At 65.9% G+C, this 23,296-nt stretch carries 18 protein-coding genes; 16 read left to right on the forward strand and 2 right to left on the reverse strand.

Annotated elements, in window-relative coordinates:
* The 4 genes from G8A07_RS05995 to G8A07_RS06010 are packed head-to-tail and all read left to right on the forward strand — an operon-like array spanning position 1 to position 4,179.
* Positions 1 to 1,248, forward strand: a complete 1,248-nt coding sequence (locus G8A07_RS05995; protein WP_195796169.1) for a M20 aminoacylase family protein — start codon at positions 1 to 3, stop codon at positions 1,246 to 1,248.
* Entirely contained in the window at positions 1,245 to 2,189 is a 945-nt protein-coding gene (locus G8A07_RS06000; RefSeq protein ID WP_195796170.1) for an ABC transporter permease, read from the forward strand. Before G8A07_RS05995 ends, G8A07_RS06000 begins: the two co-directional genes overlap by 4 nt.
* Positions 2,190 to 2,200: 11 nt before the next feature.
* Positions 2,201 to 3,184, forward strand: coding sequence for an ABC transporter ATP-binding protein (locus tag G8A07_RS06005; RefSeq protein ID WP_195796171.1), 984 nt, complete (start codon positions 2,201 to 2,203; stop codon positions 3,182 to 3,184).
* Positions 3,181 to 4,179 carry an ABC transporter ATP-binding protein gene (locus G8A07_RS06010; RefSeq protein ID WP_195796172.1) on the forward strand — a complete coding sequence of 333 codons (999 nt, stop codon included), beginning with the start codon at positions 3,181 to 3,183 and terminating at the stop codon, positions 4,177 to 4,179. Before G8A07_RS06005 ends, G8A07_RS06010 begins: the two co-directional genes overlap by 4 nt.
* A gap of 21 nt (positions 4,180 to 4,200) precedes the next feature.
* On the opposite strand, the gene G8A07_RS28070 is transcribed toward G8A07_RS06010, so the two are convergent.
* On the reverse strand, positions 4,201 to 4,380 hold the full coding sequence (locus G8A07_RS28070) for a lipoprotein (RefSeq protein WP_371816434.1): 180 nt from the start codon (positions 4,378 to 4,380) through the stop codon (positions 4,201 to 4,203).
* Between G8A07_RS28070 and cyaY the strand changes: the two genes are divergently transcribed.
* Complete coding sequence (cyaY, locus tag G8A07_RS06020) at positions 4,379 to 4,735, forward strand: iron donor protein CyaY (protein WP_195796173.1); 357 nt, start codon at positions 4,379 to 4,381, stop codon at positions 4,733 to 4,735. The genes G8A07_RS28070 and cyaY overlap by 2 nt on opposite strands.
* 119 nt (positions 4,736 to 4,854) lie before the next feature.
* Here cyaY and G8A07_RS06025 read toward each other — a convergent pair whose 3' ends face one another.
* Positions 4,855 to 7,251, reverse strand: coding sequence for a penicillin-binding protein 1A (locus G8A07_RS06025; RefSeq protein ID WP_195796174.1), 2,397 nt, complete (start codon positions 7,249 to 7,251; stop codon positions 4,855 to 4,857).
* A gap of 297 nt (positions 7,252 to 7,548) precedes the next feature.
* Between G8A07_RS06025 and G8A07_RS06030 the strand changes: the two genes are divergently transcribed.
* The 11 genes from G8A07_RS06030 (at position 7,549) to G8A07_RS06080 (ending at position 23,288) form a co-directional block, all read left to right on the forward strand.
* Positions 7,549 to 8,628: a pilus assembly protein PilM gene (locus G8A07_RS06030; RefSeq protein WP_195796175.1), complete on the forward strand. Its 1,080-nt coding sequence runs from the start codon at positions 7,549 to 7,551 to the stop codon at positions 8,626 to 8,628.
* Entirely contained in the window at positions 8,625 to 9,233 is a 609-nt protein-coding gene (locus G8A07_RS06035) for a PilN domain-containing protein (protein ID WP_195796176.1), read from the forward strand. The genes G8A07_RS06030 and G8A07_RS06035 overlap by 4 nt, the downstream gene beginning before the upstream one ends.
* A gap of 15 nt (positions 9,234 to 9,248) precedes the next feature.
* Positions 9,249 to 9,956 (forward strand): type 4a pilus biogenesis protein PilO, encoded by a 708-nt coding sequence (locus G8A07_RS06040; protein WP_195796177.1) that lies wholly within the window; start codon positions 9,249 to 9,251, stop codon positions 9,954 to 9,956.
* Positions 9,953 to 10,501, forward strand: a complete 549-nt coding sequence (locus tag G8A07_RS06045; protein WP_195796178.1) for a pilus assembly protein PilP — start codon at positions 9,953 to 9,955, stop codon at positions 10,499 to 10,501. Before G8A07_RS06040 ends, G8A07_RS06045 begins: the two co-directional genes overlap by 4 nt.
* Positions 10,498 to 12,699 carry a type IV pilus secretin PilQ gene (gene pilQ / locus G8A07_RS06050; protein WP_195796179.1) on the forward strand — a complete coding sequence of 734 codons (2,202 nt, stop codon included), beginning with the start codon at positions 10,498 to 10,500 and terminating at the stop codon, positions 12,697 to 12,699. The genes G8A07_RS06045 and pilQ overlap by 4 nt, the downstream gene beginning before the upstream one ends.
* A gap of 56 nt (positions 12,700 to 12,755) precedes the next feature.
* Positions 12,756 to 14,780: an Ig-like domain-containing protein gene (locus G8A07_RS06055; RefSeq protein ID WP_195796180.1), complete on the forward strand. Its 2,025-nt coding sequence runs from the start codon at positions 12,756 to 12,758 to the stop codon at positions 14,778 to 14,780.
* Between the two features lie 42 nt (positions 14,781 to 14,822).
* Positions 14,823 to 15,386: a shikimate kinase gene (locus tag G8A07_RS06060; RefSeq protein ID WP_195797617.1), complete on the forward strand. Its 564-nt coding sequence runs from the start codon at positions 14,823 to 14,825 to the stop codon at positions 15,384 to 15,386.
* Positions 15,376 to 16,503, forward strand: a complete 1,128-nt coding sequence (aroB, locus tag G8A07_RS06065; protein ID WP_213086240.1) for a 3-dehydroquinate synthase — start codon at positions 15,376 to 15,378, stop codon at positions 16,501 to 16,503. Before G8A07_RS06060 ends, aroB begins: the two co-directional genes overlap by 11 nt.
* 17 nt (positions 16,504 to 16,520) lie before the next feature.
* Positions 16,521 to 17,657, forward strand: a complete 1,137-nt coding sequence (locus G8A07_RS06070) for a deoxyguanosinetriphosphate triphosphohydrolase (RefSeq protein ID WP_195796181.1) — start codon at positions 16,521 to 16,523, stop codon at positions 17,655 to 17,657.
* Positions 17,658 to 17,716: 59 nt separating this feature from the next.
* Positions 17,717 to 18,409 (forward strand): transposase, encoded by a 693-nt coding sequence (locus G8A07_RS06075; RefSeq protein ID WP_195796182.1) that lies wholly within the window; start codon positions 17,717 to 17,719, stop codon positions 18,407 to 18,409.
* 130 nt (positions 18,410 to 18,539) lie between these two features.
* Positions 18,540 to 23,288 (forward strand): glutamate synthase-related protein, encoded by a 4,749-nt coding sequence (locus tag G8A07_RS06080; protein WP_195796183.1) that lies wholly within the window; start codon positions 18,540 to 18,542, stop codon positions 23,286 to 23,288.
* The last annotated feature ends 8 nt before the right edge of the window (positions 23,289 to 23,296 follow it).

Here is a 23,296-nt window from a genome sequence, read left to right on the forward strand (position 1 = left end):
ATGGTGGCGCTCACCGACAACGGCGCCTATCAGCGGCTGTTCGCGCTGCGCGGCGAGCTGACCGCGCTGCGCCGCGAGCTGCATGCGATGCCCGAGCTGGGCTTCCAGGAAACGCGCACCGCGGCGCGCGTCGTCGAGGCGTTGCGGGTCTGCGGCGTCGACGAGATCCACACCGGCATCGGCCGCACCGGCGTCGTCGCGCTGATCCATGGCCGCTCGGGCCCTGGCGGACGCATGCTGGGCCTGCGCGCCGACATGGATGCGCTGCCGCTGCAGGAGGACAATGATGTGCCCTGGCGTTCGGCGACGCCGGGCCTGATGCATGCCTGCGGCCATGACGGCCACACCGCGATGCTGGTGGCCGCGGCGCGCCATCTGGCCGAGACGCGCCAGTTCGACGGCACCGCGGTGCTGATCTTCCAGCCCGGCGAGGAGGGCTATGCCGGCGCGCGCGAGATGATCAATGACGGGCTGTTCGAGCGCTTCCCGGTCGAGTCGGTCTACGCGATGCACAACTGGCCGCTGATGCCGGCCGGCCGCATCGGCCTGAATCCCGGCGCGATGATGGCCGCGGCTGATCAGATCGAGATCGTGCTGCAGGGCCGCGGCGGCCATGGCGCCCATCCGCAGCTGGCGGTCGATCCGGTGCTGATGGCCGGCCATGTGATCACCGCGGTGCAGAGTCTGGTGTCGCGCAATGTGGCGCCGATGGATCAGGCGGTGATCAGCCTGTGCGCGATGCAGGCCGGCGATCCCGGCGCCTTCAGCGTGATCCCGCGCGAGGCGCGTCTGACCGGCACCGTGCGCACCTTCCGGCCCGAGGTGCAGCAGCTGATCGAGGAGCGCCTGAACGCGCTGGTCGAATCGCTGGCCCTGGGCTTCGGCGGCCATGCGACGGTGCACTACAAACGCCTGTACCCGGCCACGATCAACACCGCGCCCGAGGCGGCCTTCGCGGCGCGCGTCGCGGCCTCGCTGGTCGGCGCATCCAATGTGCAGGCCGACCTGCCGCCCAGCATGGGCTCGGAGGATTTTTCCTTCATGCTGCAGGCCAAGCCCGGCGCCTATCTGCGCATCGGCCAGGCCGCGGTCGACGGCAGCGGCAATGCCTGCGGCCTGCACAACCCGCGCTACGACTTCAACGACGAGATCCTGCCGCTGGGCGGCGCGCTGTTCGCCGCGCTGGTCGAGCAGGGGCTGCCTTCGTCTTCCTCCGCATCCACCTCCCCCGGAGTTCCTGTTCAATGAGTAGCAGCAGTCCTTCCAGCCCCGCCGCCGCGCCGGGCGCGCTCAAGCGCTTTTTCGACGGCGATGTCTGGTTCTCCTTCCGCCATTCGCCGACCGCGATCGTTGCGGCGGTGATCGCCTTCATCTGCGTCTTCTGCGCGGTGTTCGCCGAATTCGTCGCGCCGCACAACCCCTTCGACCTGGCCTCGCTGGAGCTGATGGATGCGCGCCTGCCGCCGGCCTGGATCGACGAGGGCTCGACCAAGTACCTGCTCGGCACCGACGACCAGGGACGCGACATCCTGTCGGCGCTGATGTATGGTGCGCGCATCTCGTTGTTCGTCGGCCTGGCCTCGGTGCTGCTGTCGATGCTGATCGGCGTAGGCCTGGGCCTGCTGGCCGGCTTCGTCGGCGGCAAGGTCGATGCCTTCATCATGCGCATCTGCGACGTGATGCTGTCCTTCCCCTCGATCCTGGTCGCGCTGCTGATCGACGGTGTCGGCCGGGCGATGTTTCCGAACGCGCATGACACCCTGGCCTTCGCGGTGCTGATCTTCGCGATCGCGCTGACCGGCTGGGTGCAGTACGCGCGCACGGTGCGCGGCTCGACGATGGTGGAACGCAACAAGGAATATGTGCAGGCCGCGCGCGTGATCGGCGTCAACCCGCTGCGCATCATGCGCAAGCATGTGCTGCCCAATGTGCTGGGGCCGGTGCTGGTGCTGGCGACGATCCAGGTGGCGGCCGCGATCATCACCGAGGCGACCCTGTCCTTCCTGGGTGTTGGCGTACCGCCGACCAGCCCCTCGCTGGGCACCCTGATCCGCGTCGGCAACGACTTCCTGTTCTCCGGCGAATGGTGGATCACGATCTGGCCCGGCGTGATGCTGGTGCTGATCGCGCTGTCGGTGAACCTGCTGGGCGACTGGCTGCGCGACGCGCTCAACCCCCGTCTGCGCTGAGAGCTTTTCCTATGACCGCACCTCTGCTTCAAGTCCGCAACCTGCGCGTCGAGTTCCCGACGCGCCGCGGCACCCTGCTGGCGCTGGACGACATCAGCTTCGACATCGCACCGGGCGAGATCCTCGGCGTCGTGGGCGAATCGGGCGCCGGCAAGTCGCTGACTGGCGCTGCCATCATCGGCCTGCTGGACCCGCCCGGGCGCATCGCCAGCGGCGAGATCCTGCTGGAAGGTCGGCGCATCGACAATCTGCCCTACGAGGAGATGCGCAAGATCCGCGGCCGCCAGATCGGCGCGGTGTTCCAGGATCCGCTGACCTCGCTGAACCCGCTCTACACGGTGGGCCGCCAGCTGATCGAGACCATCACGACGCACCTGAACCTGACCGAGTCGCAGGCGCGCACGCGCGCGATCGACCTGCTGAAGCAGACCGGCATCCCGGCCGCCGAGGCGCGCATCGACCAGTACCCGCACCAGTTCTCCGGTGGCATGCGCCAGCGCGTCGTGATCGCGCTGGCCCTGGCGGCCGAGCCCAAGCTGATCGTCGCCGACGAGCCGACCACCGCGCTGGACGTGTCGATCCAGGCGCAGATCATCACCTTGCTCAAGCGCATCTGCAAGGATCAGGGCGCCGCGGTGATGCTGGTGACGCACGACATGGGCGTGATCGCCGAGACCTGCGACCGCGTCGCGGTGATGTATGCCGGCCGCGTGGTCGAGATCGGTCCCGTGCACGACGTGATCCACAAGCCGGCCCATCCCTACACGATGGGCCTGATGGGATCGATCCCGGCGATGGACGAGGATCGCGAGCGCCTGCTGCAGATCGACGGCGCGATGCCGCGCCTGAATGCCATCCCCACCGGCTGCGCCTACAACCCGCGCTGCCCCAAGGTGTTCGGCCGCTGCCGCACCGAGCGCCCCGAACTGACGCCGGTGTCCGCCACGCGTGCGGCCTGCTGGCTGCATGCCGCCCAGAAGGAAGCTGTCGTATGAGCCAACAAGCGTTGGTCGAAGTCCAGGATCTGGCCAAGATCTTCGATGTCTCGCCGCCCTGGCTGAACCGCGTCGTCGAACGCAAGCCCAAGGCCTTCGTGCATGCGGTCGACGGCGTCAGCTTTCGCATCCAGAAGGGCAAGACCCTGGCCCTGGTCGGCGAGTCCGGCTGCGGCAAGAGCACGGTGGCGCGCCTGCTGGTGGGGCTGTACAAGCCCACGCGCGGCGCGGTCAGCTTTGACGGCAGCGATACCGCGCAGACCCTGGCCGGCGCCGGCGCGCCGGCGCTGCGCCGGCGCATGCAGATGATCTTCCAGGATCCCTATGCCTCGCTGAACCCGCGCTGGAAGGTGCAGGAGATCATCGCCGAACCGCTGCGCGAGCATGGGCTGATCAGCAAGCCGGAGGAGCTGAAGACTCGCGTCGGCGAGCTGCTGCGTTCGGTGGGCCTGTCGCCGGTCGATGCCGAGAAGTTCCCGCACCAGTTCTCCGGTGGCCAGCGCCAGCGCATCTCGATCGCGCGCGCGCTGGCGACCGAGCCCGAGTTCCTGGTCTGCGACGAGCCGACCTCGGCGCTGGACGTGTCGGTGCAGGCCCAGGTGCTGAACATCATGAAGGACCTGCAGCGCAAGCAGGGCCTGACCTATCTGTTCATCTCGCACAACCTGGCGGTGGTGCGCCATGTGTCGGACCAGGTCGGCGTGATGTACCTGGGTCGCCTGGTCGAGGTGGCCGACAAGGCCGACCTGTTCAGCGCGCCGCGCCATCCCTACACGCGCATGCTGCTGGATGCGATTCCCGACATCCACATGAGCGGCCGTGCGCGCACGCCGGTGCAGGGTGAGGTGCCGAACCCGCTGAATCCGCCCAGCGGCTGCAGCTTCCACCCGCGCTGCCCGCATGCCAACGAGCGCTGCAAGGCCGAGCGCCCGGCGCTGCGCGAGTTCAAGGGCGTGCAGGTGGCCTGCCACGCCGTCGAGGAAGGCCGGGCCTGAGCGAAGGCCCGCGCTGCCGCTTCAGGCCTTGGGCTGCGAGGCGGTGGCGGCCGGAGGCTTGGCCGGCTGCCCCGGCGGCTTCAGCGGGCCCTTCTGGCCGCAGCCTGCCAGCATCAGGGAGATCAGGGCGATGCCCAGGGCGGCGCATGCGCGCGGGCCTACACTTGCGGTCGTATTCATTCCCACGAGTTTATCGGTCATGACCGCCGCTTCCGCCGCCACCCCGCTCAGCGATGCCGACTACCACGCCAAGACCCATGCGATCCTGGCCGGCGTCGAGGCGCAGACCGATGCCTGGCTGGAGGCGGACGTGATCGACATTGACACGCACCGCACCGGCGGCCTGCTGGAGCTGAGCTTCCCGAACGGCAGCAAGATCGTGCTGAACACCCAGCCGCCGCTGCAGGAGCTGTGGCTGGCCGCGCGCAGCGGCGGCTACCACTTCCGCCATGTGGCCGGCCAATGGTTGGAGCGTGAGGGCCGCGAGTTCCATGCGGTGCTGTCGCAAGCCGCCAGTGAGCAGGGCGGCCGCGCCCTGCAGTTCACTCCAGCCTGACGTACAAGGCCTGACGCACAAGTCGTGCATTAACCGCACGACGCCCGTGGATCCGGCTTTGCCGGTCCATCGGGCGTGCCCCCTTGAGGGGGCGGCCGAAGGCCGTAGGGGGTGGGCGTTCAGCGGCGGAAGAGGTCGAGGATGCTCTTCTTCTCTTCCTGGCTGCTTTCCTGCGGCGCGTTGCCGGCCTCGTTGCCCAGCGCGCGCACGCCGCCATTGCCCGAGAACTCCTCGTAGTACCACTCGCCGTTCAGGTTCACGACACCCTCGGGCGCGCTGTACTCGGCGACCGGCGCATTGCGCAGCGCGAAGCCCATGTACTCGATCCAGACCGGTAGCGACAGGCCGCCGCCGGTTTCGCGGCTGCCCAGCTTGCGCGGCTGGTCGTAGCCGATCCAGACCACCGCCACCACCTCGCGCTGGAAGCCGGCGAACCAGGCGTCCATCGAATCATTGGTGGTGCCGGTCTTGCCGTACAGGTCGGGGCGCTTCAGGGCCCCCTGCGCGCGCGCCGCGGTGCCGCTGCGCGTGACCTCCTGCAGCAGGCTGTTCATCAGGAAGGCGTTGCGCGGCTCGATCACCTGCGGCGTGTCCTGCGCCGAGAGTTCCGGCGCCTCGTAGAGCAGTCGGCCCTTGTTGTCGGTCAGCTTGGCGATCAGGCGCGGCGCCAGCAGATGGCCGCCGTTGGCGAACACGCCATAACCCTGCGCCATCAGCATCGGCGTCACCGAGCCGGCGCCCAAGGCCATCGTCAGATAGGCCGGGTGCTTCTCGGCCTCGAAGCCGAAGCGGCCGATCCAGTCCTGCGTGAAATGCACGCCGGCCGACTGCAGCACGCGGATCGACACCATGTTCTTGGAACGGGCCAGCGCGCGGCGCATCGACATCGGGCCTTCGAAGGTGCCGTCGTAGTTCTTCGGCTCCCAGGGCTGGCTGCCGGTGGTCGCGGCATCGAAGAACAGCGGGCCGTCGTTGATCACGGTGCTGGGCGTCAGGCCCTTCTCCAGCGCGGCCGAGTAGATGAAGGGCTTGAAGGCTGAGCCGGGCTGGCGCCAGGCCTGGGTCACATGGTTGAACTTGTTCTTCGCGTAGTCGAAGCCGCCGACCATCGCGCGCAGATTGCCGTTGCGCGGATCGAGCGAGACGAAGGCGCCCTCGACCTCGGGCAGCTGGGTGATGGTCCAGGGTTCCTTGCTGCCTTCCTTGCCGGTCTTCAGCACGCGGATGATGGCGCCGCGGCGCACCCGGGTCTTGGGATTGCCGCGGTCGGTCAGGCCGGAGGCGGCGGGCTTCAGGCCCTCGCCGACGATCTCGATCGTGTCGCCGCTCTGCAGGGCCGCCACCACCTTCTTCGGATCGGCCGAGAGCACCACCGCCGGCAGCAGTTCGTCATTGGCCGGGTGGTCGGACAGGGCCTCGGCGACCCGGCTGTCCAGGTCGTCGGGGTTAGCCGGCAGGTCCACATAGGCCTCGGGGCCGCGGTAGATCTGGCGCCGCTCGTAGTCCATGATGCCGCGGCGCAGCGCGCGGTAGGCGGCCATCTGCTCGTCGGCGCGCACGGTCAGGTAGACATTGAGGCCGCGGCTGTAGGTCTCGTCGCCGTACTGATTGAAGATCAGTTGGCGCGCGGCCTCGGCCACGTACTCGGCATGGGCCGAGTTCTCGCTCATCTGCGGCCGGTAGCGCAGGCGTTGGGCCTTGGCCTCCAGGTGCTGCGGCTCGGTGATGAAGCCGTTGTCCAGCATGCGGTCGATGATGTACTGCTGGCGGACGGTGGCGCGGCGCGGGTTGCTGATCGGGTTGTAGGCCGAGGGGGCCTTGGGCAGGCCGGCCAGCATCGCGGCCTCGGCGATCGAGATGTCCTTCAGCGGCTTGCCGAAATAGACCTCGCTGGCGGCCGCGAAGCCATAGGCGCGGTGCCCCAGGAAGATCTGGTTCATGTAGATCTCGAGGATCTTGTCCTTGGGCAGGGCGCTCTCGATCTTCAGGGCCAGCAGGATCTCGTAGATCTTGCGGGTGAAGGTCTTCTCCGAGCTCAGATAGAAGTTGCGCGCCACCTGCATCGTGATGGTGGAGGCGCCCTGGCTGCGCGAGTCGCTGATATTGGCCAGGCCGGCGCGCAGTACGCCGAGGTAGTCCACCCCGCCATGCTGGTAGAAGCGCGCATCCTCGATCGCCAGCACCGCGTCCTGCATCACCTTGGGGATCTGGTCGACCGGCAGGTAGCTGCGGCGCTCTTCGCCGAACTCGCCCAGCAGGTTGCCCTCGCTGGACAGCACACGCAGCGGCAGCTTCGGCCGGTAGTCGGTCAGACCGCTGATGTCGGGCAGGTTGGGGTAGGCCATCGCCAGGCCCAGGCCGACCAGCAGCAGGATGGAGACGGCGCCGGCCACGGCCAGCCCGAGCAGCCAGGCCAGGCCTCGGCCGGCCAGGGCAAGTGCGGGATGCGTGGGGGTGGCTCGTGGGGACTCAGACGAAGCATTCTTCTGAGAAGTCTTTTTCTTGGGGTCGCTCATGGGCCTCCGGGTGGCTGGCGGCCATTATAGGAAGCCGACGTGGCGGCCATGCCGGCTGCGAGGCCCAGGTGTAAGCGGTCGGTTGCCGCCGGTTGCCGACGGTTTCAAGGGCCGGAGATGGGGTGTTTTTCCCCGCTTTCGTTTCACGTCGAGCGTGTATGTTTCGCAACGTGGTGTTACTTGCTGTGGCGGGAAAGCCTCGGGCCGTCAAAGGCTTTGCTGCTAGCATTCAAGTAACTTATTAATAGTCATCAGCGCTATAAAGCGTGTTGGGACCGGACTGGGGGAACAAGCGTCATGGGACTACTTGACGTACTGTTGGGTCGCAAGCATCCGCCCATGATTGGCCTGGATATCAGCTCGTCCAGCGTCAAGCTGGTGGAACTGAGCCAGAGCGCCAGCGGTGAAATGGTGCTGGAGCGGTTTGCCTCCGAACCCTTTGAAAAAGGCTGGATCACGGACGGCCAGATCGAGAAATTCGACGAGGTGGCCGACGCCGTGCGCCGCGTGGTCGCGCGCAGTGGCACACGTACCCGCGATGCGGTGCTGGCGATGCCCCAGTCGGCGGTGATCACCAAGAAAATCATGCTGCCCGCGGGTTTGCGCGAGGAAGAGCTGGAAATCCAGGTCGAGGCCGAGGCGAATCAGTACATTCCCTTTTCGCTGGATGAGGTGAGCCTCGATTTCTGCGTGATCGGGCCGAGCCCGACCTCGGTGGGCGATGTCGAGGTGCTGATCGCGGCCTCGCGCAAGGACCGGGTGCAGGATCGCCAGGGCCTGGCCGAGGCGGCCGGCCTGCGGCCGATGGTGCTGGACATCGAGTCCCATGCCTCGCGCATGGCGATGGGGCGGCTGATCGCCAATCTGCCCAGCGAAGGCAAGGACGCGCTGGTGGCGCTGTTCGAGATTGGCGCCGACACGACCAGCCTGAAGGTGCTGCGCGACGACGAGATGCTGTATGACCGCGACCAGGCCTTTGGCGGTTCGCAACTGACCCAGCTGATTTCGCGCCAATATGGTTTCTCCTTCGAGGAGGCCGAGCAGAAGAAACTCTCGGGCGATCTGCCGGAGGATTTCGAGACCGCGGTGCTGAATCCCTTTGTCGACAGCCTGTCGCAGGAAATCGGCCGCGCGCTGCAGTATTTCTTCACCAGCACGCCGCACCACAAGGTGCATTACGTGATGCTGGCCGGCGGCACCGCAACCCTGAATGGTCTGAAGGAACGGGTGACCGAGCTGACAGGGTTTGCCTGCATGGTGGTGAATCCCTTTGAAAACATGGCCTTGGGTTCCGCGGTGCGCGAGCCCAAGCTGCGCCGGGAGGCGCCCGCCTACCTGACCGCCTGCGGTTTGGCGATGCGGAGGTTTTTCCAGTGATCCTGATCAACCTGCTGCCCCACCGGGAAGAAAAGCGCAAGCGTCGCAAACAGGCGTTCTTCGTCGGCATGGGGTTTGCGGCCCTGGTTGGCGCAGGCCTGGTGGCCGCCGCCTGGGCCTTGTTGCTGCATCTGACGGACGAGCAGCAAGCCCGCAACCAATATCTCAGTACCGAAATCGGCCGCCTGGAGGTGCAGATCAAGGACATCGCGAATCTGCGCTCCGAGATCGAGGCGCTGAAGTCGCGCCAGAAGGCCGTCGAAGATCTGCAGACCGATCGCAACACGCCGGTGCATCTGCTCAATGAGTTGACCCGTCATACGCCGGAAGGCATCTACCTGACGGCCATCCGCCAGGCCGACAAGGTGGTGACGGTCAATGGCATCGCACAGACCAATGAGCGGGTGTCGGAGTTCCTGCGCAATGCCTCTCGCAATTCCGAATGGCTGGACAAGCCCGAACTGATCGAGATCAAGCTGGCCAATGTGACGGCCAATACCCGCGACCAGAAGCGCCTGTTCGAGTTCTCGCTGCGCGTGTCGATCAAGACGCCGCAAGCCGAGGGCCCTGAAGGCGCCGCCAGCGCGCCGGCGAAACGGACCTGATCAGGACCTGCTGATATGGCGAGCAAAAAACTCTCATCGATCAATCTTGACCTGAATGCCTGGTTTGAGGATGCGGCAGACCAGTTTCGAGGTCTAAATCCCAACGAGCCTGGCCAGTGGCCACTGCTACCGCGTCTGAGTGCCTTTGTCGTCGTGGCTCTGTTGGTCGTGGTGGTCGGCTGGTTTGCGCTGTTATCGGATGTGCAGACGGGTCTGGAGAATGAGCGCGGCCGCGAACCGGCCCTGAAGGAAGACTATCGCGGCAAGCTGGCCCAGGCGATCAACCTGCCCGAGTTGCGCAAGCAGAAGAGCCAGGTCGAGGAATATGTGACCCAGCTGGAGAAGCAGCTGCCCGGCAAGGCCGAGATGGATGCCCTGCTGTCGGACATCAACCAGGCCGGGCTCGGGCGCGGTCTGCAGTTCGAGCTGTTTCGGCCCGGCCAGATCGTGGTGAAGGACTATTACGCCGAGTTGCCGATCGCGCTGCGTGTTTCCGGGCGCTATCACGACATTGGCTCGTTTGCTGCCGATGTCTCGAACCTGTCGCGTATCGTCACCCTGCACAACGTGACCGTAGTGACGCCACCGCCCGCACAAGGCAAGGAGATGGCAGGCGGTAACCTGAGCATGGAAGCGACGGCACGCACCTATCGCTATCTTGATGCGACCGAGGTGGCCGAGCAGAAGAAGGCGGCGGCCAAGAACGCGGGAGCGAAGAAATGAGCCCGTTGCGGATACGCTTGATGGCAAAGTGGCCGGTTGCCCTGTCGGCCTTGCTGCTGCTGGGCGGCTGCGCCGCGAATCTGAGCGAGCTGCAGGAGTGGATGGAGCAGCAGCGGCGCGAGGTGAAGCCATCGGTCCAGCCCCTGGTCGCGCCCAAGAAGTTTTTGCCCGAGCCCTATGCTGCACAGGTGGGCGTCGAGCCCTTCAGTCCGCAGAAGCTGAGCGTGGCCGTCAAGCAGGAGAACAATCAGCTTAGCTCGCTGCTGGCTGCGGAGATGGGGCGCCGCCGCGAGCCGCTTGAGGCCTTCCCTTTGGACAGCATGGCGATGGTGGGCAGCCTGACGCGTCAGGCGCGCCGCTATGCCTTGCTGCGCGTCGACAACCTGCTGCACCAGGTCAAGGCGGGCGACTATCTCGGCCAGAACTTCGGCCGCATCACGCAGATCACCGAAACCGACATCACCTTGCGGGAAGTCGTCCAGGACGCCGCCGGCGAATGGGTCGAGCGCACCAGTACCCTCCAGCTGCAGGAGACGGGACGATGAAGAAGAATTTCCAGGAGAGCTTCAGCATGAGCCAGTGGCGCCACAAGGCGGGATTCTTGGCATGGGTCTTCGGCGTGTGCCTGTTGCTGCCGGCGCAGGTGCTGGCGCAAAGCAACGCCATTCGGTCCATCAACAGCATGCAGCAGGCCGGCGCCGAGGTGCTGCGCATCGAGCTGAGTCAGCCGCTCACCGAGCTGCCCAAGGGCTTCACGGTGCAGACGCCGCCGCGCATCGCGATCGATCTGCCGGGCGTAGCCAATGGGCTGGGCCGCAATCTGGTCGAGATCAATCAGGGCAATCTGCGCTCGGCCAACGTGGCGCAGGCCGGCGAGCGCACCCGCCTGGTGTTGAATCTGCGTCAGGCCTCGAGCTACCGTGCCGAACTGCAGGACAGCGCGCTGCTGATCGTGCTGGATCCGGCGCCGACGGTGGCTGCGGCCAGTCCCGCGACTCCGACCGAGCCGGTGCACTTTGCGCAGAGCCTGAATGCCGCGCCGCAAGCGCTGCAGGACATCGATTTCCGTCGCGGCGCCGATGGCACTGGCCGCGTGATTGTCAATCTGCCGAGCAACCAGGTCGGTGTGGACATCCAGCAGCAGGGCCAGAACCTCGTCGTCGACTTCCTGCGCTCGCAACTGCCCGAGCGGCTGCGTCGCAAGCTGGACGTGGCCGATTTCGGCACGCCTGTACAGACGATCTCGACCTCGCAGAACGGCGATCGCGTGCGCATGCTGGTGCAGCCGCGCGGCAACTGGGAGCACAGCGCCTACCAGAGCGACAACCAGTTCGTGCTGGAGGTGCGGCCGCAGAAGGTCGACCCCAACAAGCTGACGCAGGGCCCGGGTTATGCCGGCGACAAGTTGAGCCTGAACTTCCAGAACATCGAGGTGCGGGCGCTGCTGCAGGTGATCGCGGACTTCACCAACTTCAACGTCGTGACCAGCGACACGGTGACCGGCAATGTCACCTTGCGCCTGAAGGATGTGCCCTGGGATCAGGCGCTGGACATCATCATGCAGGCAAAGGGCTTGGGTCTGAGGAAGTCGGGCAACGTGCTGTGGATCGCACCGAAGGACGAGCTGGCGGCCAAGGAAAAGCTGGATCTTGAATCGAAGGCGCAGATCGCCAACCTGGAGCCGATGCGTACCCAGTCGATCCAGCTGAATTACACCAAGGCCGAGGAGGTTGCCAAGGGGTTGACGGGGCAGACGGCGGGGCAGGGCGGCGGAGGTGGCGGCAGCCAGAACAATGCGCGCATTCTGTCGCCGCGCGGCAGTCTGATCTACGAAACCCGCACCAACCAACTGTTCTTGACTGACATCCCCTCGAAACTGGAAGAGATCATGGCGATGATCGCCAAGATCGACATTCCGGTGCGGCAGGTGCTGATCGAGGCCCGTATCGTCGAAGCCGATGACCGTTTTGGCCGTGCGCTAGGCGTCAAATTGGGATCGCAAGACCTGCGCGGCATACAAGGCGGAGTTCCGGGCTACAACGTCGGGGGCAACAACTATGTGACGATTGGCGGCAACTACAACGCGGTGGGGGCGCAGACACGGCAAGGCGTGGCCCAAAACTACGGCAACAGCAATTTCGTCAATCTGCCTGCGAACGTGTCTTCCGACGCGTTCGGCGGTGCCACTGCCGCGAGTTTCGCGTTGTCCTTGTTCAGTGCTTCGGCGAATCGTTTCTTGAACCTGGAGCTGTCGGCGTTGGAGGCTGACGGCAAGGGCAAGGTGGTGTCCAGCCCTCGTGTGATCACGGCCGATCAGGTCAAGGCCTTGATCGAACAGGGCGAAGAGTTGCCCTACCAGGTTGCTACGGCCAGTGGCGCAACATCGATCCAGTTCCGCAAGGCGAACCTGAAGCTGGAGGTCACACCGCAGATCACGCCCGAAGGCAACGTGATCCTGAGCGTCGATATCAACAAGGACACCCGTGGCACCCTGACCCCGCAGGGCTATGCGATCAATACCAAGCATGTGCAGACCCAGGTACTGGTGGAGAACGGCGGTACCGTGGTGATCGGCGGCATCTTTACGATGGACGAAAAGGAAGATGTCTCGCAGGTGCCGCTGCTGGGTGATGTGCCGGTGCTGGGACATCTGTTCAAGAGCAAGTCGCGTATCTCAAGCAAGACCGAATTGCTGATATTCCTCACCCCCAAGGTTGTGACCGACCGGGTGGTGGCGCGTTGACATGAGGGAGAGGTCGCACGTGGCGGACGCGACGTGCGGCATATAAGGAGTTATCGATGAGTGGTTTTTGGAAATCGAAGCGGGCCCCAGGACGCATGTGCGCGGCCATGGCGCTGGCCGTCTTGCTGAGTGCCTGTGGCGGTGGCGGTGGCAACTCTGGCTCACCGGTAGTTGGAGGGGATGGGGGCGGCAGCACTCCCATTGCTGTGGCCTCGTTGTCTGTCGCGCCCAGTTTGGCTTCGCTGCCTAACGATGGCACGCAGACGTCCACGATCACAGTGACGGCACTGGACGCCAACAATGTGGCGATCAAGAACGTTGCCGTGACCTTTGCAGCGGATAGCGGCACCATCAGCCCCCTGGCGACTGCCACGGACGACAAAGGGGAAATCAAGGCGACGCTGGGCATTGGTGACAACAAGACCAAGCGCACGATCACCGTGACGGCCAAAGCCGGGAGCGCGAGCAAGGCCGCGACGGTAGCGGTCGTCGAGTCGACCACTTCACAACCTGTGGCCAGTGACGCAAGTGTGATTCTGAGCAAGGCCAGCGTGACAAACACGGGGTCGGATTCGGTCGAGGCTACCGTCACCGCCGTGGACGCCGCTCGCAATGCCGTTGCTGGCCTGCCGGTGAAATTCAGCTCCGACGACAACAGCGCGTTGATCGTTGCGACAAACACCAGCACCGATGCCAATGGTCAGGCTCGCGCCACGATCCGTATCGGCGCGAATCGCAACAACCGCACCGTCAATGTCGTTGCCGAGGTCGGAACCCTGAGTCGCCAGACGGTTTTTCGCGTAACCGGTGCCAAGCTCTCCGCATCGCTGGCGCAAAACTCGCTGACCGCCGGCCAGCCGGGGACGGTCGAATACACCCTCCTGGACTCGGGGGGCAACCCGATCGAGGGTTCGACGATCACCGTGAGTGGTCCGGGCGGTGCCACCGGAAGCGGTGCAACGAATTTCCAGGGCAAGTACACCTATAGCTTTACCGCAGCGGGTAGTGGCTCTACCCTGATCTCGGCCGTCGCGCCGGGAGACGTCCGCGTCGAAAGCAATATTCAGATTAACACTCCGGTTTCGGATGTTCCTGCGGGAACCACGATTGCATCGGCGACCTTCACGGCGGCGCCCGCGGTTGTCAATGTGAATCAGCCAGGGAGTACCGCCAATCGTTCCGAGTTGCGCCTGCTCTTCCGCAACGACCAGAATCTGCCGGTGCCCAATGTGCGGGTGCGCCTGGGCTTAGGGGGCAACGCGTCAGGAACGGATGGCGTCGTCGGGACAGGTAACGACAAGGTCATCGTCGCTGACCCAAACGGCGTGGCAGCCAGCAGTTTTGTTCCCGGACTGCGATCTAGCCCCGTGGGGGGCGTAAAGGTCTATGCCTGCTTCGGAAAGACCGATGCGGTGGAGCAGATTGCTGCCTGTCCAGCCGGGAATCTGAAAGAAATCTCCTTGACGGTCGTGGAGGAGCCTGTTTCGATCTCCATTGGGACGAACAACAAGCTAGTTGTTAACACCCACACCTATGCTCAGGATTTTGTGGTGCTGGTGGTTGACTCGGCGAACAATCCGAAGGCGGACGTGCAGTTGTCCGCGGTTCTTGATTTGCCGACCTATTTGAAGGGTTTCTGGACTCGTGTGGGCCTCCGATGGATGCAGACCGTAAATACGCTGTGCATCAACGAGGACAACAAGGGCGGGGTCCGCAGTACCGTAATGGAGTCGGGTGAGGATCTGAATGGCAACGGACAGTTGGATCCGCGGCAGTCGGATATCTCCGTCTCGTTCGTGGGCTTGGCCAGGACCGACTCCAATGGTCAGGCCGTTGTGCGCATCGAGTACCCTCAGAGCATGGGTTCGTGGGTCGAGTATCGGATTCAAGTGAGTGCTACCGGGGTGGTGAGCCCCCCCGCCTGGATGGGCCGCTTTGCCGCACCTGGCGTTCCTGCTGCAAGCCTGGAAGGCACGGCACGCATACTCGGTGTTCCGACCGAAGCCGTCGCAGCGGAAGGCGAGCCCCCGTTCCGTTTGAGTCCGTATGGCCAGAACAGCAGTTGCACGAGTGCGAACTGATAGGGGCTCGGGCTTTTGGCCTTGATCCTCTCCCTCGTCGCCATGCCCGGCGGTGGCAAATCCACCGTCGGGCGGCAGCTGGCTCGGCAGCTGGGGATGCCCTGCCTGGACTCCGACAGCGAAATCGAGAAACGCATCGGCATGCCGATCCGGAGCTTCTTCGACCGAGAGGGCGAGGAGGCTTTTCGCGATCTGGAGACCGAGGTGATCCTCGAGCTGCTGGCCTCGAACCAGGACATGGTGCTGGCCACCGGCGGCGGCGCCGTGCTGCGCGAGGCCAATCGCCAGGCAATGTCCAAGGGCTCGACGGTCTTCTATCTGCGCTCCTCGCCCGAGGAGCTGTTCCGCCGGCTGCGGCATGACACGCAGCGCCCGCTGCTGCAGGTCAAGGATCCGCTGAAGAAGTTGCGCGAGCTCTATGCGCAGCGCGACCCGCTGTACCGGCGCACCGCGCATTACGTGCTGGAGACCGGCCGCCCCTCCGTGCATGCGCTGGTCAATATGGTGCTGATGCAGCTGGAGTTGGCGGGCCTGGTCAGCCCCGAGCGGGTGGCGGCCACGGTCGGCGCCGAGCCGCGCCCCGTACACTCGGGGCATGATGACTGAGCATGACGGCAACAATGACGATCTGAGCGGCGGCCCGGTGCGGGTGGTGCCCATCGCGCTGGATGAGCGCAGCTACGACATCCTGATCGGCCCGGCGCTGCTGGACCGTCCCGCCACCTGGCAGGGCCTGCCTAAGGCCGCGGCCGCGGTGATCGTCAGCAATGAGACGATCGCGCCGCTGTTTCTGGCGCGCGTGCGTGCGCAGCTGGCGCCCCACTATGCCCGCGTCGATGCTGTGATCCTGTCCGATGGCGAACGCTACAAGGACTGGGATTCGCTGAACCGCATCGTCGACCATCTGCTGGCCACGGCCAGTGACCGCAAGACCGTGCTGTTCGCGCTGGGCGGCGGCGTGGTGGGCGACATGACCGGCTTCGCCGCGGCGATCTATATGCGCGGCGTGCCCTTCGTGCAGGTGCCAACCACCCTGCTGGCCCAGGTCGATTCCTCGGTCGGTGGCAAGACCGCGATCAACCATCCGCTGGGCAAGAACATGCTCGGCGCCTTCTACCAGCCGGCGCGCGTGATTGCCGATCTGGACACCTTGGACAGCCTGCCGCCGCGCGAGCTGGCCGCGGGCCTGGCCGAGATCATCAAGTACGGCCCGATCGCCGATGCGGAGTTCCTGAGCTGGATCGAAGCCAATCTCGACGCGCTGCTAGCGCGCGACAAGGCGGCCTTGGCCCACGCGGTCCAGCGCAGCTGTGAGATCAAGGCCTGGGTCGTTGGCCAGGACGAGCGCGAAAGCGGCCTGCGCGCGATCCTGAACTTCGGCCATACCTTCGGCCATGCGATCGAGACCGGCCTGGGCTACGGCGAATGGCTGCATGGCGAGGCGGTCGGCTGCGGCATGGTGCTGGCGTCCGACCTGTCGGTGCGCCTGGGCCTGATGCCACCCGAGTTTCTGACTCGCATGCGCAAGCTGATCGAACGCGCCGGCCTGCCGGTGCGGGCGCCGCGGCTGGGCGTCGAGCGCTACCTGGAGCTGATGCGGGTGGACAAGAAGAGCGAGGGCGGCGAGATCCGCTTCGTCGTGATCGAGGGCCTGGGACGGGCCGGCATGCGGGGCGCACCCGATGCCCTGGTCGCCGAAGTGCTCGACGCCTATTGCGACTGAGGCCCCCCCCACACAAGATGCCGCTCGCCTGCTACGCCTGTGACCCTTTCACATCCAGCCGTGGCCGGCGTTTCCCCGAGCCGGCAGCGCCCACACGCAGCGAGTACCAGCGTGACCGCGACCGCATCGTGCACAGCACGGCCTTCCGGCGCCTGGTCTACAAGACCCAGGTCTTCCTGAACCATGAGGGCGACCTGTTCCGCACCCGGCTGACCCATTCGCTGGAGGTGGCGCAGCTGGGGCGTTCGATCGGCCGCAGTCTGGCGCTGGACGAGGACCTGATCGAGACCATCGCGCTGGCCCATGACCTGGGCCATACGCCCTTCGGCCATGCCGGCCAGGACGTGCTGAACGAATGCATGAAGCACTATGGCGGCTTCGAGCACAACCTGCAGAGCCTGCGCGTGGTGGACCGGCTGGAGCAGCGCTACCCGGCCTTCGACGGCCTGAACCTCACCTTCGAGAGCCGCGAGGGCATCCTCAAGCATTGCAGCCGGCGCAACGCCGAGCTGATCGAGGCGCAGGAGCCCGGCGGCGTCGGTGCGCGCTTCCTGCGCGGCGAGCAACCGAGCCTGGAGGCCCAGCTCTGCAACCTGGCCGACGAGGTGGCCTACAACGCCCACGACATCGACGACGGCGTGCGCTCCGGCCTGCTGGAGCTGGAGCAGCTGGAGGCGGCTGTGCCGCTGGTGCGGCGCTTCTTGCGCGAGGCGCTGGCCGAGTTCCCGGCCCTGGCCGGCAAGCGCCTGCTGTTCGAGACCATCCGCCGCATGCTTTCGGCCCAGGTCTACGACATCATCGACGCCAGCCGCCTGGCCCTGGCCGAGGCTGATCCGGCCGATGTCGACGCGGTGCGGCGGGCCGGCACGCCGCTGCTGCGCTTCTCGCCCGAGATGCGGCGCGCCAGCAGCGAGCTGAAGCGCTTCCTGTTCGCCAGCCTGTACCGTCATCCGCAGGTTCAGGGCACCCGCATCCGCGCCGAGCAGGTGCTGCGCGAACTGTTCGGCATCTATCTTGCCGACCCGGCCCAGCTGCCGACCGATCACGCGTCCAGCGAGGACCTGCCGCGGGCCTGCGCCGATTACATCGCCGGCATGACCGACCGTTTCGCGCTGAAGGAGCATCAGCGCCTGACCGGGCAGCAATTGTTCTGAGGCCGGACGCCTGTGAGCGTCCGGGCTGATAATTGGGGTCAGATTCATCCGACCCCACCATGGCCCGACTTGCCCGCCTGGCTCTTGCCGGCTTGCCCCACCACCTGATCCAGCGCGGCCTGAACCGCCAGCCCATCGTGCTGGACGACACCGACCGTGAGCGCCTGCTGGCCGAACTGCGCGAAAGCGCCGCGCTGCACAAGGTGGCCATCCACGCCTATGTGCTGATGGACAACCATCTGCACCTGCTGGCCACGCCCGAGACGGCCGAGGGCCTGAGCCGCATGATGCAGTCGCTGGGCCGCCGCTATGTGGCGGCCTTCAACAAGCGCCATGGCCGCAGCGGCACCCTGTGGGACGGGCGCTTTCGCGCCGCGCCGCTGGAGGCCCAGGCCTGGCTGCTGGCTTGCATGAGCTATATCGAGCTGAACCCCCAGCGCGCCGGCCAGTGGCTGGCAGCACCTGAAGACTACCGCTGGTGCAGCGCGGCGCACCATCTGGGCCTGCGTCGCGACCCGCTGGTCTACGACCATGCCCTGTTCTGGGCCCTGGGCAACACCCCCTTCGAACGCGAGGCCGCCTGGCGCGCCCGGCTGGAGCAGGGTGTCGGGCCGGACGAACGCCTGCGCCTGCACGAGGCGGCGCAGAAGGGTTGGCCACTGGGCTCGGCAGGCTTCTTGCAAGATCTGGCCCAGGACACCGACCGGCCCCTGCAGCCCCGCAAGCGGGGGCGGCCGCCACGCCTTTCTTGACTATGTCCCTATTTAATTGGCGCGGCCTGTGGTGTTTCTTCTATAAAAGAGTCTGACCCTAATTTATTGGCATTGCTCCTGCTGCTGCAGCGCAGTAATCTTCGCCTCCCGAGCCCCTTTGGAGAGCAGCATGAGCCAGGCCATTCCCACCCAGCAACAAGAAATCGAGGCCCTGAGCACCCATGGTCTCTACAACCCGGCGAACGAGAAGGACGCCTGCGGCCTGGGCTTCGTGGCCCATATCAAGGGGGTGAAGGCGCATTCGATCGTCCAGCAGGGCCTGAAGATCCTGGAGAACCTGGATCACCGCGGCGCGGTCGGCGCCGACAAGCTGATGGGCGACGGCGCGGGCATCCTGATCCAGATCCCCGACGACTTCTACCGCGCCGAGATGGCCAAGCAGGGCATCGAGCTGCCGCCGCCCGGCGAATACGGCGTCGGCATGATCTTCCTGCCCAAGGAGCATGCCTCGCGCCTGGCCTGCGAACAGGAGCTGGCCCGCGCGATCAAGACCGAGGGCCAGGTCTTGCTGGGCTGGCGCGACGTGCCGGTGGACCGCGACATGCCGATGTCGCCCACCGTGCGTGAGAAGGAACCGATCATCCGCCAGATCTTCATCGGCCGCGGCACCGATGTGATCGTGCCCGATGCGCTGGAGCGCAAGCTCTATGTGATCCGCAAGACCGCCTCCAGCGCGATCCAGGCGCTGAAGCTGACGCACAGCCGCGAGTACTACGTGCCCAGCATGAGCTGCCGCACCGTCATCTACAAGGGCCTGCTGCTGGCCGACCAGGTCGGCAAGTACTACCAGGACCTGGCCGATCCGCGCGTGGTCTCGGCGATCGCCCTGGTGCACCAGCGCTTCTCGACCAACACCTTCCCGGAATGGCCGCTGGCCCACCCCTACCGCATGGTGGCGCACAACGGCGAGATCAACACCGTCAAGGGCAACTTCAACTGGATGCGCGCCCGCGAGGGCGTGATGAAGTCGCCGGTGCTGGGCGAGGACCTGAAGAAGCTGTACCCGATCAGCTTCGAGCACCAGTCCGACACCGCCACCTTCGACAACGCGATCGAGCTGCTGACGATGAGCGGCTATCCGCTGGCCCATGCGGCGATGATGATGATCCCGGAGGCCTGGGAGAACCATGAGCTGATGGACGAGCGCCGCCGCGCCTTCTACGAGTACCACGCGGCGATGATGGAGCCCTGGGACGGCCCGGCCGCGATGGTCTTCACCGACGGGCGCCAGGTCTGTGCCGCGCTGGACCGCAATGGCCTGCGCCCGGCGCGCTACTGCGTCACCGACGACGACCTGGTCGTGCTGGCCTCGGAAAGCGGCGTGCTGCCGATCCCCGAGAGCAAGATCGTCAAGAAGTGGCGCCTGCAGCCCGGCAAGATGTTCCTGATCGACCTGGAACAGGGGCGCATCGTCGATGACGAGGAGCTGAAGAACCAGTTCGCCTTCGCCAAGCCCTACCGCCAGTGGATCGAGAACGTCCGCGTCAAGCTCGACGAGATTGAGGTGGCCGACGTGGCACCGCAGGCCTTCGAGACGCCGTTGCTGGAGCGCCAGCAGGCCTTCGGCTTCACGCAGGAGGACATCAAGTTCCTGATGGCGCCGATGGCCACCAACGGCGAAGAGGGCATCGGCTCGATGGGCAACGATTCGCCGCTGGCCGTGCTCTCATCCAAGGACAAGCCGCTCTACAACTACTTCAAGCAGCTGTTCGCCCAGGTCACGAACCCGCCGATCGACCCGATCCGCGAGGCCATCGTGATGAGCCTGAACAGCTTCATCGGCCCCAAGCCCAACCTGCTGGACATCAACGCGGTGAACCCGCCGATGCGCCTGGAGGTGACCCAGCCGATCCTGGACTTCCAGGACATGGCGCGCCTGCGCGGCATCGAGGCCCACACGCATGGCAAGTTCAAGCCCTTCGAGCTGGACATCACCTACCCGCTGGCCTGGGGCCGCGAGGGCGTCGAGGCGCAGCTGGCCTCGCTGTGCGCCTCGGCCGTCGATGCGATCCGCACCGGCCACAACATCCTGATCATCAGCGACCGCCATATCTCGGCCGAGCGCATCGCGATCCCGGCGTTGCTGGCGTTGTCGGCCGTGCATCACCACTTGGTGCGCGAGGGCCTGCGCACGACCGCCGGCCTGGTGGTCGAGACCGGCACCGCGCGCGAGGTGCATCACTTCGCGGTGCTGGCCGGCTTCGGCGCCGAGGCCGTGCATCCCTATCTGGCGCTGGAGACGCTGGCCGCGATGCATGCCGAGCTGCCCGGCAACCTGAGCGCCGAGAAGGCGGTCTACAACTACATCAAGGCGGTGGGCAAGGGTCTCTCGAAGATCATGTCCAAGATGGGCATCTCGACCTATATGTCCTACTGCGGCGCGCAGATCTTCGAGGCCATCGGCCTCAAGAAGGACTTCGTCGAGAAGTACTTCCGCGGCACGCCGACCCAGGTCGGCGGCATCGGCGTGTTCGAGGTGGCCGAGGAGGCGATCCGCCTGCACAAGGCCGCCTTCGGCGACGACCCGGTGCTGGCCACGATGCTGGACGCCGGCGGCGAATATGCCTGGCGTACCCGCGGCGAGGAGCATATGTGGACGCCGGACGCGATCGCCAAGTTGCAGCACAGCGCGCGCTCGGGCAAGTTCGAGACCTACAAGGAATACGCCCAGCTGATCAACGACCAGAGCAAGCGCCACATGACCCTGCGCGGCCTGTTCGAGTTCAAGTTCGACCCGAGCAAGGCGATCCCGGTCGAGGAGGTCGAGTCGGCCGCCGATATCGTCAAGCGCTTCGCCACCGGCGCGATGTCGCTCGGCTCGATCTCCACCGAGGCGCATGCCACCCTGGCCGTCGCGATGAATCGCATCGGCGGCAAGAGCAACACCGGCGAGGGCGGCGAGGATCCGGCGCGCTACCGCAACGAGCTGAAGGGCATCAAGATCACGGCCGGCACCAAGATGTCCGACGTGGTCGGCTCCAAGGTGATCGCGGTCGACTATGAGCTCAAGGAAGGCGACAGCCTGCGCTCGAAGATCAAGCAGGTGGCCTCGGGCCGCTTCGGCGTCACGACCGAGTACCTGGTCAGCGCGGATCAGATCCAGATCAAGATGGCCCAGGGCGCCAAGCCCGGCGAGGGCGGCCAGCTGCCCGGCGGCAAGGTCAGCGACTACATCGGTTTCCTGCGCTACTCGGTGCCGGGCGTCGGCCTGATCTCGCCGCCGCCGCACCATGACATCTACTCGATCGAGGATCTGGCCCAGCTGATCCACGACCTGAAGAACGTCAACCCGAAGGCCGACGTGTCGGTCAAGCTGGTGTCGGAAGTGGGCGTCGGCACGATCGCCACCGGCGTGGCCAAGGCCAAGGCCGACCATATCGTGATTGCCGGCCATGACGGCGGCACCGGTGCCTCGCCCTGGAGCTCGATCAAGCATTGCGGCACGCCCTGGGAGCTGGGCCTGGCCGAGGCGCAGCAGACCCTGGTGCTGAACCGCCTGCGCGGCCGCGTGCGGGTGCAGGCCGACGGCCAGATGAAGACCGGCCGCGATGTCGTGATCGGCGCGCTGCTGGGCGCGGACGAGTTCGGCTTCGCCACCGCGCCGCTGGTGGCCGAGGGCTGCATCATGATGCGCAAGTGCCACCTGAACACCTGCCCGGTGGGCGTGGCCACGCAGGACCCGGTGCTGCGCGCCAAGTTCACCGGCAAGCCCGAGCATGTGGTGAACTATTTCTTCTTCGTTGCCGAGGAAGCGCGCCAGATCATGGCCCAGCTGGGTATCCGCAAGTTCGACGAGCTGATCGGCCGCTCGGACCTGCTGGACACCAAGAAGGGCATCACGCACTGGAAGGCCAAGGGCCTGGACTTCAGCCGCGTCTTCCATCGTCCCCAGGTGCCGGCCGATGTGGCCCGCATTCACAACGACAGCCAGGACCATGGCCTGGACCGCGCGCTGGACGTCAAGCTGATCGAGAAATGCCTGCCCGCCTTCGAGAAGGGCGAGAAGGTGCAGTTCATGCAGCAGGTGACCAATGTGCGCCGCACCGTGGGCGCGATGCTGTCGGGCGAGCTGGTGCGCCGCAAGCCCGAGGGCCTGCCGGACCAGAGCATCTTCATCCAGATGGAGGGCACCGGCGGCCAGAGCTTTGGCGCCTTCCTGGCGCAGGGCATCACCTTCTACCTGATCGGCGATGCCAACGACTACACCGGCAAGGGCCTGTCGGGCGGCCGCGTGGTGGTGCGGCCCTCGATCGACTTCCGCGGCGACGCGACCAAGAACATCATCGTCGGCAACACCGTGCTCTACGGCGCGACCCGCGGTGAAGCCTTCTTCCGCGGCGTGGCCGGCGAGCGTTTCGCGGTGCGCCTGTCGGGCGCCAAGGCGGTGGTCGAGGGTACCGGTGATCATGGCTGCGAATACATGACCGGCGGCACCGTCGTCGTGCTGGGCAGGACCGGCCGCAACTTCGCTGCCGGCATGAGCGGCGGTGTCGCCTATGTCTACGACGAGGACGGCCAGTTCGCCAAGCGCTGCAACACCAGCATGGTGGCGCTGGACAAGGTGCTGCCCGCGGCCGAGCAGGAAGCCACGCAGGACCGCGCCGTCTGGCATCACCTGGGTGACCACGAGCCGATGAGCGACGAGGCCATCCTGAAGAAGATGATCGAGGACCATCACCGCTGGACCGGCAGCCAGCGCGCCCGCGACATCCTGGACCACTGGGCCGATTCGCGCGCCAAGTTCGTCAAGGTCTTCCCGCACGAGTACAAGCGCGCGCTGGGCGAGATCAACGCCGTCAAGGAAACCGCCGACACCATCGCCCACGCCAAGGCGCCCTCTGCAGCCGCGAAGGTTTAAGGAACAAG

It is taken from the genome of Roseateles sp. DAIF2, from assembly GCF_015624425.1.
In the GTDB taxonomy this organism is placed as follows: domain Bacteria; phylum Pseudomonadota; class Gammaproteobacteria; order Burkholderiales; family Burkholderiaceae_C; genus Kinneretia.